Annotated in this window: 12 protein-coding genes; 8 read left to right on the top strand and 4 right to left on the bottom strand. The window is 74.5% G+C overall.

The genetic code is table 11. The features are described from left to right. Nucleotides 1-13: 13 nt before the first annotated feature. Nucleotides 14-436 (bottom strand): YjbQ family protein, encoded by a 423-nt coding sequence (locus HCN08_RS10460; RefSeq protein ID WP_167982693.1) that lies wholly within the window; start codon nt 434-436, stop codon nt 14-16. A 191-nt stretch (nt 437-627) separates the two neighbouring features. Here HCN08_RS10460 and HCN08_RS10455 point away from each other — a divergent pair, with 191 nt between their 5' ends. From HCN08_RS10455 to HCN08_RS10435, 5 genes are all read left to right on the top strand, one after another. After that, complete coding sequence (locus HCN08_RS10455; protein WP_167982692.1) at nt 628-1,470, top strand: glycoside hydrolase family 3 N-terminal domain-containing protein; 843 nt, start codon at nt 628-630, stop codon at nt 1,468-1,470. Then, nucleotides 1,467-2,576, top strand: a complete 1,110-nt coding sequence (locus tag HCN08_RS10450) for an NAD(P)-binding domain-containing protein (protein ID WP_206318612.1) — start codon at nt 1,467-1,469, stop codon at nt 2,574-2,576. Before HCN08_RS10455 ends, HCN08_RS10450 begins: the two co-directional genes overlap by 4 nt. A 200-nt stretch (nt 2,577-2,776) precedes the next feature. Further along, entirely contained in the window at nt 2,777-3,607 is an 831-nt protein-coding gene (locus tag HCN08_RS10445; RefSeq protein ID WP_167982691.1) for a (Fe-S)-binding protein, read from the top strand. Continuing rightward, a complete protein-coding gene (locus tag HCN08_RS10440) occupies nt 3,604-5,118 on the top strand; it encodes a lactate utilization protein B (RefSeq protein ID WP_167982690.1) in 1,515 nt (504 codons plus the stop codon). Before HCN08_RS10445 ends, HCN08_RS10440 begins: the two co-directional genes overlap by 4 nt. Further along, a complete protein-coding gene (locus tag HCN08_RS10435) occupies nt 5,115-5,786 on the top strand; it encodes a LutC/YkgG family protein (RefSeq protein ID WP_407648731.1) in 672 nt (223 codons plus the stop codon). Before HCN08_RS10440 ends, HCN08_RS10435 begins: the two co-directional genes overlap by 4 nt. 16 nt (nt 5,787-5,802) lie before the next feature. Here HCN08_RS10435 and HCN08_RS10430 read toward each other — a convergent pair whose 3' ends face one another. After that, nucleotides 5,803-7,617, bottom strand: a complete 1,815-nt coding sequence (locus HCN08_RS10430) for an ABC transporter ATP-binding protein (protein WP_167982688.1) — start codon at nt 7,615-7,617, stop codon at nt 5,803-5,805. A gap of 99 nt (nt 7,618-7,716) precedes the next feature. On the opposite strand from HCN08_RS10430, the gene HCN08_RS10425 reads away from it, so the two are divergent. Next, nucleotides 7,717-8,175 (top strand): MarR family winged helix-turn-helix transcriptional regulator, encoded by a 459-nt coding sequence (locus tag HCN08_RS10425; protein WP_167982687.1) that lies wholly within the window; start codon nt 7,717-7,719, stop codon nt 8,173-8,175. Between the two features lie 26 nt (nt 8,176-8,201). On the opposite strand, the gene mscL is transcribed toward HCN08_RS10425, so the two are convergent. After that, the gene (mscL, locus tag HCN08_RS10420) at nt 8,202-8,642 is read right to left on the bottom strand and encodes a large conductance mechanosensitive channel protein MscL (protein ID WP_167982686.1); all 441 of its coding nucleotides are present in this window, start codon (nt 8,640-8,642) and stop codon (nt 8,202-8,204) included. 95 nt (nt 8,643-8,737) lie between these two features. Continuing rightward, nucleotides 8,738-10,474, bottom strand: coding sequence for a carbohydrate-binding module family 20 domain-containing protein (locus HCN08_RS10415; RefSeq protein ID WP_167982685.1), 1,737 nt, complete (start codon nt 10,472-10,474; stop codon nt 8,738-8,740). Between the two features lie 338 nt (nt 10,475-10,812). Between HCN08_RS10415 and HCN08_RS10410 the strand changes: the two genes are divergently transcribed. Together HCN08_RS10410 and HCN08_RS10405 are read left to right on the top strand one after the other, a co-directional pair. Then, a complete protein-coding gene (locus tag HCN08_RS10410) occupies nt 10,813-12,684 on the top strand; it encodes an ABC transporter transmembrane domain-containing protein (protein ID WP_167982684.1) in 1,872 nt (623 codons plus the stop codon). Next, nucleotides 12,681-14,462, top strand: coding sequence for an ABC transporter ATP-binding protein (locus HCN08_RS10405; RefSeq protein ID WP_167982683.1), 1,782 nt, complete (start codon nt 12,681-12,683; stop codon nt 14,460-14,462). Before HCN08_RS10410 ends, HCN08_RS10405 begins: the two co-directional genes overlap by 4 nt. Nucleotides 14,463-14,464 lie beyond the last annotated feature (2 nt).

Below are 14,464 nucleotides of genomic sequence, written 5' to 3'. Positions count from 1 at the left end.
CGGGGGCGCGCGGTCAGCCGAGGAAGCTCAGGCGCACCTGGCGGCGGGGGTTGTCGCCGTTGGTGTCGACCAGGACGACGGACTGCCAGGTGCCGAGCTCCAGTTCGCCGCCGAGCACCGGGAGCGTGGCGTGCGGGGGCACGAACGCGGGCAGCACGTGGTCGCGGCCGTGGCCGCGGCTGCCGTGCCGGTGCCGCCAGCGGTCGTCGGCGGGCAGCAGGTCCCGTAGCGCGGCGAGCAGGTCGTCGTCGCTGCCGGCGCCGGTCTCGATGAGCGCGACACCGGCGGTGGCGTGCGGCACGAACACGTTGAGCAGCCCGTCCCGGCCGGCGGCCTCCTCGCGCAGGAAGGCGGCGCAGTCCGCCGTCAGGTCGTGGACGTTCTCTGCGGAGCCGGTGGACACGTCGATCAGCCGGGAACGGAAACGGTCAGCCATGGGCCCATTGTGCCCCGGGGGCCGTTTCCCGCCATGCGCGCACGGGCGTGTCGCCTTGTGCGTGGCCGGAGTTCGCCGTGCGGTCCTGGCCGAGCGAGGGCTCGTTGCCGGGGACGGGGATTGGTCTGTACCATTCAGCGGGCCCGGACCACCGTCCGGTTCCCGCCCGCGGCCCGGAGGGGGCGAACGCGTTGCGCCGGCTCACCGCACTGGTCGACTCCTGTCTGCTGCCCACCGTACGGGGCCGGGAGGGCCGGCTGCCCGACTGGATCCTGCGCAGCCTCGAAAGCGGCTCCCCCGGCGCCGCCGTGGCCGCGCACGGCACCGACGAGGCGCGGGCGACCGCGGAGGCGCTGAAGGCCGCGCTGCCCGACGCGCTCACCGGCCACGCCGGGCCGCCGCCGCGCGGCTACGGCGACGGCAGCGCGGCGGCGGCCGAGCTCGTCGCGGCGGGCGCGAACCTCCATCTGGCCGTACGCCCCGGGCCGCGTGCGGACGACACCCGGGTCTTCGTCACCGACCTCCAGACGCACGGCGTGGCCGCCGCCCTCGGCCCGTTCACCGCCGGCGGCAGCTACAGCCTGCGGCCCTTCGCCGAGGGCGCCGCGGCGGGCGTCCGGGCGATCACCGCCGGGCACGCCCCGGTGCCCGGCGGCCGGCCGTGCCCCACGGTGTTCAGCGCGCGGGCGGTCACGGGGGTGCTGCGCGGCGAGCTGGGCTACGCCGGGGTGGTGCTCAGCGACACCCTGGACGCGCCGGCGATCGTCGAGGGCTGGGGCGTGCCGGGCGCCGCCGTGCTGGCCTGGATCGCGGGGGTGGACCTGGTCCGGCTCGGGCCGTCCAGCGGCGCCGGGGTACGGGACGCGATCCACGCCGCCGCGGCCCGCGCGGTGGCCGACGGCGACCTGCCGCAGGGCCGGCTGGAGGAGGCGGCGGAACGCGTGGCCCGGCTGCGCCGCTGGGCGTCGGAGCCGAGGATGCCGGCGGCTGCCCCGGGAAGCAATACCGGGCCCGCGTCGTTGCCGGGTGCATGAGCAGCGATGCGGTGCGCGAGGTCGAGGTCGCGGTGGTCGGGGCGGGGCAGGCGGGCCTGTCGGCCGGGTACTTCCTGCGCCGGGCCGGTCTCGGGCCGGGCGCCGGGTTCGCGGTGCTGGACCACTCCCCCGGCCCGGGCGGCGCGTGGCAGTACCGCTGGCCGTCGCTGACGTACGGCAAGGCGCACCGCGTGCACGACCTGCCCGGGATGCCGCTCGGCGAGGCGGACCCGGGGCGGCCGTCGGCCGAGGTCGTGGCCGGCTACTTCGCCCGCTACGAGCGCGCCTTCGACCTGCGGGTGCACCGCCCGGTGGACGTCACCGCGGTACGCGAGGGCGGCGGCGGGCGGCTGCTGGTCGAGACGGACGCGGGGACATGGGCGGCCCGGGCGCTGCTCAACGCCACCGGCACCTGGGACCGGCCCTTCGTGCCGTACTACCCGGGTCAGGAGACCTTCCTCGGCCGCCAGTTGCACACCGCCGGCTACCGGGGCGCCGCCGAGTTCGCGGGCAGGCACGTGGTGGTCGTCGGCGGCGGTACGTCCGCGGTGCAGCTGCTGATCGAGCTGGCGGAGGTGGCCCGCACCACCTGGGTGACCCGCCGGCCGCCGGTCTTCCGCGACATGGCCTTCGACGAGGACTGGGGACGTGCGGCGGTCGCGCGGGTGGAGCAGCGGGTGCGCAGGGGGCTGCCGCCGCAGAGCGTGGTGAGCGTGACCGGCCTCGCGGCGACCGAGGCGGTGCGGCAGGCGCGTGCCCGCGGCGTCCTGGACCGCCGGCCCATGTTCGACCGGATCACCCCGCAGGGCGTCGCGTGGGACGACGGGCGCACGCTGGAGGCCGACGTGATCGTGTGGGCGACCGGCTTCCGCGCCGCCCTGGACCACCTCGCCCCGCTGCGGCTGCGCGAGCCGGGCGGCGGCATACGGGTGGAGGGCACCCGGGTGGTCAAGGACCCGCGGGTGCACCTGGTCGGCTACGGGCCCTCGGCGAGCACGATCGGCGCCAACCGCGCGGGGCGCGCCGCGGTCCGGGAGATCCGGGCCCTGCTGGCGGGCGCGCCGTCGCCGGGCGCGCAGCCGCGCGAGGCGTCGCTCGCCGGGTGAACCCGCCGCCGGGGGGTGAACCGGCCGGCCGGCTGCCGGGGCTCGGCATATGGCACCGGGTGATTCTCCCGTGGCTTACGCAGCGCCGGACGGAACAAACATCCGATGTCTACCTTCCCTAACCGCGGTCGATTGCGGCAGTATGAGCGCATGCGTGATCGAGATCAGCCCGGCCCGCGCCGGAGCGGCGCGGAGGACCCATGCGCGTAGCGCTTTTCGTGACCTGCGTGAACGACCTGCTCTACCCCGGCACGGGGCAGGCGACGGTGCGCCTGCTGGAGCGGCTGGGCGTGAGCGTGGACTTCCCCGCCGCCCAGTCGTGCTGCGGGCAGCCGCAGTTCAACACCGGCTACCGGCACGAGACCGAGCCGCTGGTGCGCCGGATGGCGGCGGCGTTCGAGGGCTACGACCACGTGGTCACCCCCTCGGGCTCCTGCGCTGCCATGGTGCGCGACAACTACCCGCGGATCGGCGCGCGGGCGCAGGGCGAGGGCCGCGGCGGCGAACTGGCGCGGGCCGGCGCGTCGCTGGCGGCCAGGACGTACGAGCTGACCGAGTTCCTGGTGGACGTCCTGGGGGTCACGGACGTCGGCGCGTACTTCCCGCACCCGGTCACGTACCACCCGTCCTGCCACGGACTGCGGATGCTGGGGCTCGGCGACCGGCCGCGGCGGCTGCTGGAGGCGGTGGAGGGGCTGGAGCTGCGGGAGCTGCCGGGGGCCGATGAATGCTGCGGCTTCGGCGGCACCTTCGCGGTCAAGAACCCGGACGTGTCGGCCGCGATGGGCCGGGACAAGACCGGCAACGCGCTGAGCACCGGCGCCGGGCTGCTGTGCGGCGCGGACAACTCCTGCCTGATGCACCTGGACGGCATCCTGCGCAGGACGGCGGCGCCGATGCGCACCGTCCACCTCGCCGAGGTCCTGGCCTCGACCCGCGAGCACCCGTACGCCGTGCCGGAGGCGGCGACCGGGGCCGATACGGCAGCGGCTGCGCATATTGCCACGGAAAGTGCGGGAAAGATCCGATGAGCACCACATATCTGGGCCTGCCGACCTTCCCGCAGGCCGCCGCGTCCGCGACGAAGGACACGCAGCTGCGGGCGAACCTGCGGCACGCCACCCACACCATCCGCGCCAAGCGCGCCGCCGCGGTCGCCGAACTCGCCGACTGGGCCGAGCTGCGGGCGGCGGGCGCCGCCGTCAAGGACCACACGCTGCGCCACCTGGACCACTACCTGCTCCGGTTGGAGGCCGCGGTCAGCGCCGCGGGCGGCACCGTGCACTGGGCCGCCGACGCCGACGAGGCCAACGCGATCGTCACGCGCCTGGTCCAGGAGACCGGCGAGAGCGAGGTCATCAAGGTCAAGTCGATGGCCACCCAGGAGATCGGCCTCAACGAGGCGCTGGCCGAGGCGGGCATCCGCGCGTACGAGACGGACCTGGCCGAGCTGATCGTGCAGCTCGCCGACGACCGGCCCTCGCATATCCTGGTCCCGGCCATCCACAAGAACCGCTCGCAGATCCGCGACACCTTCCGCGACCGGATGGCGCAGTGGGGCCGCCCGGCGCCCGAGGGCCTGTCCGACACGCCCGGGGACCTCGCGGAGGCCGCGCGGCTGCACCTGCGGGAGAAGTTCCTGCGGGCCAAGGTCGCCGTCTCCGGGGCGAACTTCATGGTCGCCGAGACCGGCACCATGGTGGTGCTGGAGTCGGAGGGCAACGGGCGGATGTGCCTGACGCTGCCCGAGACGCTGATCACCGTCGCCGGGATCGAGAAGGTCGTGCCCACCTGGCAGGACCTGGAGATCTTCCTGCAGACGCTGCCGCGGTCCTCCACCGCCGAGCGGATGAACCCCTACACCACGACCTTCACCGGGACCACGGACGGCGACGGCCCGCGCACCTTCCACCTCGTCCTGCTGGACAACGGCCGCACCGACACCCTCGCCGACGAGGTCGGCCGGCAGGCGCTGCGGTGCATCCGCTGCTCGGCGTGCCTGAATGTGTGCCCGGTGTACGAGCGGGCCGGCGGCCACGCGTACAACTCCGCCTACCCCGGGCCGATCGGCGCGATCCTCACCCCGCAGCTGCGCGGCACCGGCACCCCGCTGGACGCGTCGCTGCCGTACGCCTCGTCGCTGTGCGGGGCCTGCTACGAGGTCTGCCCGGTCGCCATCGACATCCCCGAGGTGCTGGTGTCGCTGCGCGAGCGGGTCGTCGAGGGCGGCGAGGTCACCCGCGCGGGCGTACGGACCACGATCCGGCCGGCCAAGGGGCACGCGGCCGAGCGCGCCGCGATGCGGGCCGGCCGCTGGGCCCTGGACCACCCGGCGGCGTGGGGCGCCACCCAGCGGCTCGCGACGCGTACCCGCCGGCTGCACCCGCGGCGGCTGCCCGGCAAGGCCGCCGGCGCCTGGACCGGCAGCCGGGAGCTGCCGGAGCTGCCCGCGCGCTCCTTCCGCGAATGGTGGCGGCAGCGCGAGGAGCAGGCGGGCGGTACGGCCGGACGCGGCCCCGGAGCGAAGGACGGGCAGCAGTGAGCAGCAGCGACGGCGGGAGCCGGACCGACAGCCGTACGGAGGTGCTGCGCCGGGTGCGGCAGGCGCTCGGCGGGACCTCCGACGGCGGGGCGCCCGGCGAGGGCCCGGCGCGCGGCTATCTGACGGTGCACGCGCAGCGGACGCCGCAGGAGCGGGTGGACCTGCTCGCCGCGCATCTGGCGGACTACCGCGCGACGGTGCACCGTACCGATGCCGCCGGGCTGCCGGCCGCGGTGGCGCGGCTGCTGGCCGAGCGCGGGGCGCGCAGCGCCGTGGTCCCGCGGGGCGTGCCGCGGGAGTGGCTGGCCGGGCTCGCGGACGTCGAACTGCTCGACGACGCCGTGCCGCTGACGGCACGCCGGCTGGACGGCGTGGACAGCGTCGTGACCGGATGCGCGGTGGCGATCGCGGAGACCGGCACGATCGTGCTGGACGCGGGCCCCGACCAGGGGCGGCGGCTGCTCACCCTCATCCCGGACCACCATGTGTGCGTGGTCCGGGCCCCCGAGCAGGTCGTGGACTCCGTGCCGCAGGCGCTGCCGCGGCTGGACCCGGTCCGGCCGCTGACCTGGATCTCCGGTCCCTCGGCCACCAGCGACATCGAGCTGACCCGGGTCGAGGGCGTGCACGGTCCGCGGGTCCTGGACGTGCTGCTGGTGTCGCCGTAGCGGCTGCCGTCGGCCCTCAGGGCGCGGTGGCGGCCAGTTGGGTGTCGCGGCGGACCAGTGCGGCGTAGCGTCCGCCGGCGGCGAGCAGTTCGTCGTGCGTGCCGCGCTCGGCGATCCGCCCGGCGTCCAGCACCACGATCTGGTCGGCGTCGCGGATGGTGGACAGCCGGTGGGCGATGGTGATCGTGGTGCGGCCGGCCGACAGGGTGTCGATGGCGTCCTGGACGGCCTGCTCGGTGCGGGTGTCCAGGGCGCTGGTGGCCTCGTCGAGGATCAGCACTGGCGGGTCGCGCAGGATGGTGCGGGCGATCGCCAGGCGCTGCTTCTCCCCGCCGGAGAAGCGGTAGCCGCGCTCGCCGACCAGCGTGTCGTAGCCGTCGGGCAGGCTCGTGATGTGGTCATGGATCTGCGCGGCCTTCGCGGCGGCGTGGATCTCGTCGTCGGTGGCGTCCGGCTTGGCGAAGCGCAGGTTCTCCGCGACGGAGGCGTGGAAGAGGTACGTCTCCTGGGAGACGACGCCGACGGCGTCCGCGAGGGTGTCGAACGTCAGGTCGCGCACGTCGGTGCCGTCGAGGGTGACCCGGCCGGCGGTCACGTCGTACAGCCGCGGCACGAGGTAGCTCAGGGTGCTCTTGCCCGATCCGGTCGCGCCGACCACGGCCAGGCTGCCGCCGGCGGGCACGCTCACGTCGATGCCGCGCAGCGTGGGCTCGGCGCCGGAGTCGGGGTCGTAGGAGAAGTCGACGCCCTCGAAGGCGACGTCGCCGCGTACCGGCTCCAGGCTGCGGGCGCCGGGCCGCTCGGTGATGTCGATCGGCAGGTCGAGGTATTCGAAGATGCGCTGGAAGAGCGCGAGCGAGGTCTGCACCTGCACGCCGGTGGCCAGCAGCGAGATGGTGGGCCGGAACAGGCCCTGCTGGAGCGAGACGAAGGCGACCAGGGTGCCGATGGAGACGGCCGGTCCGCCGTGGCCGCCGGTCAGGCCCGCCGCCCAGTACAGCAGCGCCGGCATCGCCGACATCACGATGCCGATGACGGCCATCCGCCAGCGGCCCTGCATGTTGGAGCGCACCTCCAGGTCGACCAGCCGCTCGGACTCGGCGGAGAAGTCGCTGGTGAGGGATGCGGCGCGGCCCATGGTGCGGCCGAGCAGGATGCCGCTGACCGACAGCGACTCGGTGACGATCGCGGACATCGAGGCCATCTGCTTCTGCCGCTCGGTGGCGATCTTCTTGCGCTCGCGGCCGACCCGGCGGGCGATCCACACGAACACCGGCAGCAGCAGGAGCGAGACGATCGTCAGCCGCCAGTCCAGGGCGATCATCGCGACGACGGAGGCGATGACGGCGGTGGCGTTGGAGACCAGCGAGGTGGCGGTGGAGGTGACGGTGGCCTGCATGCCGCCGATGTCGTTGGCGATCCTGGACTGCACCTCGCCGGTGCGGGTGCGGGTGAAGAACGCCAGCGACATGCGCTGCAGCCGGGCGTAGACGGCGGTGCGCAGGTCGTGCATGACGCGCTGGCCGACGGTGGTGGAGATCAGGGTCTGCAGGACGCCGAAGACGCCGTTGGCGACGGCGGTGGCGATCATGCCGAGCGCGAGCAGGCTCAGCAGGCCGGTGCGGCCCTGCGGGATCGCGGTGTCGAGGATCGACCGCAGCAGGAACGGCGAGGCGACGGACACCAGTGAGGACAGGGCGACCAGTACGCCGACCACGGCCAGCCGGCCGCGGTAGGGGCGGAAGAGCCGCATGATGCGGCGTACGTCGGTGGGTGTGGCGGGTTTCTTCTTCGGTGGCGTCCACCGGGAGGTGAGATCGTCGGGGCGCAAGGGTCTCCTCGGGGCGTGGCGGCATGGGGCACTCGACAGAGAGTGTAGGTCATTGTTACCTATGCTCACAATGAACGTCGCTCTGCTAGGCTGTATTCCATGGACACCCTTGCCGACGAGCTCACCGGGCGGCTCGCCGACCAGCTGCTGGGCCTGAGCCGGCGGCTGCACCGGGCGCAGCGCCGGCGGCTGGACCCGCTGGGCATCACCCCCGCGCAGGCCCGGCTGCTGCGGGCGCTGTCGCACTGGGATCACCACGGCGGCGAGCCGCCGCGGATGGCGGACCTGGCGCAGCGGCTGGACGTGGTGCCGCGCGCGGTGACGACGCTGGTGGACGCGCTGGAGGAGCAGGAGCTGCTGCGCCGGGCGCCCGACCCGTCGAACCGCCGGGTGATCAGGATCGAGCTGACCGAGGGCGGCCGGCGGGCGGTGGCGGAGCTGCGGCAGGCCCGGCGCGCGGCGGCGGCCGAGATCCTCGCGCCGCTGGACGACGGCAGCCGCGCCGCGCTGACCCGGCTGCTCGCCGTGCTGGACCGGGACGACGAGGCGCACGGCTGAACGCCGCCCCCTCCCGGGCCGAGGGGCTACTTCTCCAGGTCGGCGGGGCCGCCCTGCGGGGTGACGGTCTGGCCTATCGGCGCGGTGCAGGCGCTGCACCGCTTGGCCGCCGCAGGGACGGCGGTCAGGCACTCCGGGCACTCGCGCATGGGGGCGCTGGCGGCCTTGGGGAAGAACCGCTCCTGCATGCGGTTCATCGGCAGCACGACCAGGAAGTAGATGACGGCGGCCACGATCACGAAGCTGATCGCCGCGTCGATGAACACCCCGTACGGGAAGGTGACCCCCGAGGCGTGGAAGGTGCGGGCGCTGAAGTCGCCGGTGGCACCGCTGACCAGGCCCACGATGGGGGTCAGGAACGCCTTGACGAAGCCGTTGACCAGCGTGGTGAAGGCGGCGCCGACGACGATACCGACCGCCAGGTCGACGACGTTGCCGCGGAGCAGGAAGGCGCGGAAGCCCTTCATGGGTGGGGGTCCCCTCTGTGATCACGTTCGGTGGAGGACCACAGTGTGCCCCTTCCTGCTCCGTACGGGTGAATCGGCACCCGGTCGGTAGTGGATCAGTTGCGCCAGGTGTCGTTCAGCACGGCCTTGCCGCTCGCCGGGACGGTGGCGGTGCGGTTGCCGCCGGACTCCCAGGTGACGTTGCCGCTGCCGTCCTTGCGCAGGTACTTGTACTGGAACGCGGTGCCCGCGGGCAGCGAGACGTCCAGCTTCCACACCGGGTAGGCCGCCGAGGACAGCGGCAGCGCGCTGCCGGTGCTCCAGTTGCCGAGGGCGGCGTTGTCGCCGGTGACGTAGATGTTCTGGCCCCAGGTGGTGGTGGCGTTCACCGCGAAGGACGCGCCGGTGGCGGGGGTGGTGCCGCCGGTGCTGCCGGTCGTACCGCCGGTGCTGCCGCCGGGCGCGGTGCACGGGCCGCCGGTGTAGAGGGCGACGGCGTCGTTGGCGCCCACCGTGGCGGTGAAGGTGCCGCCCGCGGCGACGGAGTAGGTGGCGCCGGCGTGCTGGACGTCGCAGTAGGTGCCGGCGGGCAGTGACGTGGTGAAGGTGCGGGTCAGGGCGCTGCTCTCGTGGTTGATCGCGACGAAGCCCTTGCTGCCGCGGCCGAAGGCGATGGCGTTGTTGCCGTCGTCCCACCAGTTGGTGACCGCGGTGCCGGAGACGGCGTTGCGGAAGCCGACCATGCCGGCGATCTGCGGCCAGGCGTGCTGGCACTTCCAGCCGTCGGTGTAGCAGGCGTTGACGGTGCCGCCGTCCGGGGCGCCGGCGTCGTTGTCGGAGAACTCGTAGCCGGAGTAGACGTTGGGCGAGCCGTAGGGCCAGGCGAGCAGGTAGACGTTGGCCAGGGTGTAGGTGGCGTTGTCCTTGTAGCTGAGGGTGGAGCCGTTGCGCTCGGTGTCCCAGTTGTCGACGAAGGTGCGGGCCTTGTCGCTCGCGGTGTAGCCGGCGCCCCAGGAGGCGCCCCAGTTGCTGAGGTAGGCGAGTTTCTCGCCGGTGAAGATCCGCTTGAGGTCGAAGGCGCCCTGGAAGGCGTCGACGTCGCCGGTGCCGGTGTACTCGCCGGGCTGGACGGCCTCGCCGGCGCCGTAGATGACCTCCTGCGCCCAGTAGACGCCCGGGTTGCTGAGCTTGGCCTTGATGGCGGCGAGGTCGGTGGCGGCGATGTGCTTGGCGGCGTCGATGCGGAAGCCGTCGACGCCGTCGGCGATGAGGTGGTTGAGGTACCCGGCGATGGTGCTGCGGACGTAGTCGCTGCCGGTGTCGAGGTCGGCCAGGCCCACCAGCTCGCAGTTCTGGACGTTGGAGCGGTCCTGGTAGTTGGTGATGTCGGTGCGGCAGGTGTGGAAGTCCTGGTCCTGGTAGTAGCCGGGGTAGTTGTACTTGCTGTAGACCGTGCCGCCGGTCCCGGTGCCCGAGCCCGCGGACATGTGGTTGATGACGGCGTCGGCGACGACCTTCACGCCGGCGGCGTGGCAGGTGCTCACCATCGCCTTGAAGGACGACTCGTCGCCGAGGCGGTTCTGCAGCTTGTAGCTGACCGGCTGGTAGGAGGTCCACCACTGGTCGCCCTGGATGTTCTCGGTGGCCGGGGACACCTCGACGTAGCCGTAGCCGGCCGGGCCGAGCTGGTCGGTGCAGGCTTTGGCGACCGAGTCGTAGCGCCACTGGAAGAGCGTCGCGGTGACGTCCTTGCTGCCGGGCGGGGTCGCGTGCGCCTGCGGGGCGGAAAGGGCGAACAGTCCGGCTGCCGCGACGGCGGCGGCCAGCGAACCGTTCAGGACACGGGATCTCATGGGCGGCTCCTTCGGTGAGCGGGCACGGGTGCCGTGCCCCTGCGAAGGCAGCCACGCGCCTGGCCGCCGGGTGGGGGGATGCCGGGGGCCACCGTCCCGGTGGTCCCCGCCCAGGAGCTTCCCGCCGCCGATGCGTACACGTCAAGACGGTGGCGGAAGGAGTTTCGTCGGCTTGCTGAAAGAGGTTGCCGCGGCGGGCGCCGGGGGCCGGAAAACCGGTTGACCGGGCGCTCGGCCTTCGCGAGAGTTGCACGGCTCAGGGCCCGCACTTCGTACGCTTTCCGCCGTTCCGCCGGAAAGGTCCGCCTGTCCGCCGCCGCTTTCGATCCCAGGACACCATGACGTCCCTCCGCGACCTTCCGCTGTCCGATCCCGGCGTCCCCGACGTCCGCTCCGGCTTCCGGTTCCTGCTGTGGCTGGAGATACGGCAATGGCGCGGGCAGGTGCTGGCCGCGGCGTGGGGCACCCTGCACCTGGCGGCCGTCGCCGCCTCGCCGGCCGCCGTCGGGATGGCCGTCCAGGCGGTGGTGGACCACTCGGGCCGCCGGCTGGCGCTGACCGGGGCCCTGATGCTGCTGCTCGGGGCGCTCACCGCGCTCGGGGACACCATGCTGCACCGCACGGCCGTCACCAACTGGATCAGCGCCGCCGCCCGTGTGCAGCAGCTGCTGGCCGGCAAGGCGGTGGAGCTGGGGGCGGTGCTCACCCGGCGGGTCGCGGCGGGCGAGGTGGTGGCCGTCAGCACCGGCGACGTGGAGAAGATCGGCTGGTTCGTCGAGGCGCTGGCGCGCTTCACCTCGGCGCTGCTGGCCACCGCCGGCCTCACCGTCGCGCTGGTCCTCTACCAGCCCGCGCTGGGCGTGGTGGTGGCCGCCGCCGTGCCGGTGCTGGCGCTCGCGGCGCTGCCGCTGCTGCCGGCCGCGACCCGGCGCGCCGACCTCCAGCGGGAGAAGGCGGGCAAGGCCACCGAGCTGGCCTCGGACACCGTCGCGGGGCTGCGGGTGCTGCGCGGCATCGGCGGTGAGGAGCTGTTCCTGGACCGCTACCGGCGGGCCTCGCAGCAGGTGCGGGCCGCCGCGGTGCACAGCGCCCGGATGTGGGCGCTGATCAGCGCCGTGCAGGTGCTGCTGCCCGGGCTGCTGCTGGTCGCGGTGGCCTGGTACGGCGCCCGGCTCGCGCTCGACGGGCGCATCTCGGTGGGCGAACTGGTCACCGTCTACGGCTCGGTGGGCTTCCTGATGCTGCCGCTGCACAACTTCGAGGAGATCGCCATGTCCTGGTCCTTCTCCCGCCCCTCGGCCAAGCGCGCGGCCCGGGTGCTGGCGCTGACCCGGTCGGCCCCGGAGCAGGGCGCGCCGGCCGCCGGCGCCGCGGGCACGGCGGCGACCGGCGTCCCGGAGCCGGCCGGTGAGCTGCACGACCCGCTGACCGGGCTGCGTGTCGCGCCGGGGCTGCTGACCGCCGTGGTGTGCGGGGACCCGGACGCCGCGGGGCGGCTCGCCGACCGGCTGGGCGGGCACAGCCCCTCGGCCGCCGGGACGGAGCCGTCGGCGACGCTGGGCGGGCACGCCCTGGACGCGCTGCCGCTGGCCGCGGTCCGCGCGGCGGTGCTGGTCCAGGACAAGGACCCGGTGCTGCTGTCGGGCACGCTCGCCGAGCTGCTGGCGGTGCCGTCCTCGGGCCGGGTCACGCCGCGGGAGGCGCTGGCCGCGGCCCAGTGCGCCGACGTCCTGGAGGCGCTGGCGCAGACGCTGCCGGCCGCGCGGGAGGACGGTGCGGACGGCGCCGGGTCCGCCGATCCGATGCGGGCCACGATCACCGAGCGGGGCAGGTCGCTGTCCGGCGGCCAGCGGCAGCGGCTGGCGCTGGCCCGCTCGCTGGTCGCCGACCCGGTGGTGCTGGTGCTGGACGAGCCGACCTCCGCGGTCGACGCCCATACCGAGGCCAGGATCGCCCGCGGCCTCGCCGCGGTCCGGGCCGGCCGGACCACGGTGGTGCTCACCTCCAGCCCGCTGGTGCTCGACTGCGCCGACCGGGTCGTCCTCGTCGACCACGGCACCGCCGTCGCCGCCGGCAGCCACCACGACCTGCTGCGTACCGAACCGCGCTACCGCGCCGTCGTCACCCGGGAGCCCGACGCCGGCTCGGGGCCGGTGCCGGCGCCCGCGGGGCGCGCCCGACCGGCCGCCGCGATGGAGGAGTCCGCATGATCGGCGTGCGACCGCCGCAGTACGACCCTGCCGCCCCGCAGCAGACCACGACCTTGCCGGTGGGCTCCCCCGCGACGGTACGAGCCTACGTCCGCGAACTCGCCCGCCGGCACCGGCGCCCGTTCGCGCTGCTGGTGGGCGTGAACACGGTGTCGGTGCTGGCCTCCATGACCGGCCCGTATCTGCTCGGCGGGGTCGTCCAGGACCTCTCGGACGGCAAGCGGGACGTCCACCTCGGGCGGACGGTGGCCTTCTTCCTGCTCGCGCTCGCGGTGCAGGCGTTCTTCGTGCGCCTGGTCCGGCTGCGCGGGGCGATGCTGGGCGAGCGGATGCTCGCCGACCTGCGCGAGGACTTCCTCGTCCGGTCGGTGGCACTGCCGCCGGGCGTGCTGGAGCGGGCCGGCACCGGCGACCTGCTCTCCCGCATCACCACCGACATCGACCGGCTCGCCAACGCCATGCGCGAGGCCGTCCCGGAGCTGGCCATCGCGGTGGTGTGGGCCGGGCTGCTGCTCGGCGCGCTCGTGGTGACCGCGCCGCCGCTGGGCCTCGCGGTGCTGGTCGCCCTGCCGGTGCTGCTCGCGGGTGGCCGCTGGTACTACCGCCGGGCGCCGCACGCCTACCGCGCCGAGGCCGCCGGCTACGCCGCCGTCGCCGCGGTGCTCACCGAGTCCGTCGACGCCGGCCGCACCATCGAGGCGCACGGCCTCGGCGGGCGCCGCGAAGAGCTGTCGCAGACCCGGATCGGCCAGTGGGTGGCCTGGGAGCGCTACACGCTGTGGCTGCGCACCGTCTTCTTCCCGGTCATCAACGCCACCCACGTCCTCGTGCTGACCTCGGTGGTGACGATCGGCGGCGCCTTCGCGCTGCACGGCTGGGTGACCGCGGGCGAGCTGACCACCGGCGCCCTCTACGCCCAGATGCTCGTCAACCCGGTCAACATGATCCTGCGCTGGTACGACGAGCTGCAGGTCGCCCAGGTGTCGCTGGCCCGGCTGGTCGGGGTGCGCGAGGTCGAGGCGGAGGTCGGCGACGCACGGATCGCCCCCAGCGGCCGGGACGTCGCCGCCGACCGGGTGCGGTTCGGCTACCGCGAGGGCAGCGACGTGCTGCACGAGGTCAGCCTGCGGGTCGCGCCCGGCACCCGGCTCGCCCTGGTCGGCCCGTCCGGCGCCGGCAAGTCCACACTGGGCCGGCTGCTCGCCGGGATCTACGCACCGCGCACCGGCGAGGTCACCCTGGGCGGCGCCCAGCTGGCCCGGATGCCCGCCGAGCGGGTCCGCGAGCATGTCGCCCTGGTCAACCAGGAGCACCACGTCTTCGTCGGCTCGCTGCGCGACAACCTGCGGCTGGCCCGCGCGGACGCCGCCGACGACGAGCTGTGGGAGGCCCTGCGCGCGGTCGACGCCGACGGCTGGGCCGGGGCGCTGCCGGCCGGCCTGGACACCGAGGTCGGCTCCGGCGGCTCGGTGCTCACCCCCGCGCAGGCCCAGCAGCTCGCGCTGGCCCGGCTCGTGCTCGCCGACCCGCACACCCTGGTGCTGGACGAGGCGACGTCGCTGCTCGACCCGCGGGCCGCCCGGCACCTGGAGCGCTCGCTGTCGCGGGTGCTGGACGGCAGGACGGTCGTCGCGATCGCCCACCGGCTGCACACCGCGCACGACGCCGACGTGATCGCGGTGGTCGAGGACGGCCGGATCAGCGAGCTGGGCAGCCACCACCAGCTGGTCGCCGCGGACGGCGCCTACGCGGCGCTGTGGCGGTCCTGGCACGGCTGACG

It is taken from the genome of Actinacidiphila epipremni (assembly GCF_012034175.1).
Taxonomy (GTDB): domain Bacteria; phylum Actinomycetota; class Actinomycetes; order Streptomycetales; family Streptomycetaceae; genus Actinacidiphila; species Actinacidiphila epipremni.
The sequence above is the reverse complement of the archived record's forward strand: the minus strand, read 5'-3'. Positions and strand labels throughout refer to the sequence as shown.

Bases quoted from the DNA above. Each gene is read 5' to 3' on its own strand.
- HCN08_RS10410 (WP_167982684.1), top strand. From the start codon at position 10,813: ATGACGTCCCTCCGCGACCTTCCGCTGTCCGATCCCGGCGTCCCCGAC.
- HCN08_RS10405 (WP_167982683.1), top strand. From the start codon at position 12,681: ATGATCGGCGTGCGACCGCCGCAGTACGACCCTGCCGCCCCGCAGCAG.
- mscL (WP_167982686.1), bottom strand. From the start codon at position 8,642: ATGAAGGGCTTCCGCGCCTTCCTGCTCCGCGGCAACGTCGTCGACCTG.
- HCN08_RS10445 (WP_167982691.1), top strand. From the start codon at position 2,777: ATGCGCGTAGCGCTTTTCGTGACCTGCGTGAACGACCTGCTCTACCCC.
- HCN08_RS10415 (WP_167982685.1), bottom strand. From the start codon at position 10,474: ATGAGATCCCGTGTCCTGAACGGTTCGCTGGCCGCCGCCGTCGCGGCA.
- HCN08_RS10460 (WP_167982693.1), bottom strand. From the start codon at position 436: ATGGCTGACCGTTTCCGTTCCCGGCTGATCGACGTGTCCACCGGCTCC.
- HCN08_RS10450 (WP_206318612.1), top strand. From the start codon at position 1,467: ATGAGCAGCGATGCGGTGCGCGAGGTCGAGGTCGCGGTGGTCGGGGCG.
- HCN08_RS10440 (WP_167982690.1), top strand. From the start codon at position 3,604: ATGAGCACCACATATCTGGGCCTGCCGACCTTCCCGCAGGCCGCCGCG.
- HCN08_RS10425 (WP_167982687.1), top strand. From the start codon at position 7,717: ATGGACACCCTTGCCGACGAGCTCACCGGGCGGCTCGCCGACCAGCTG.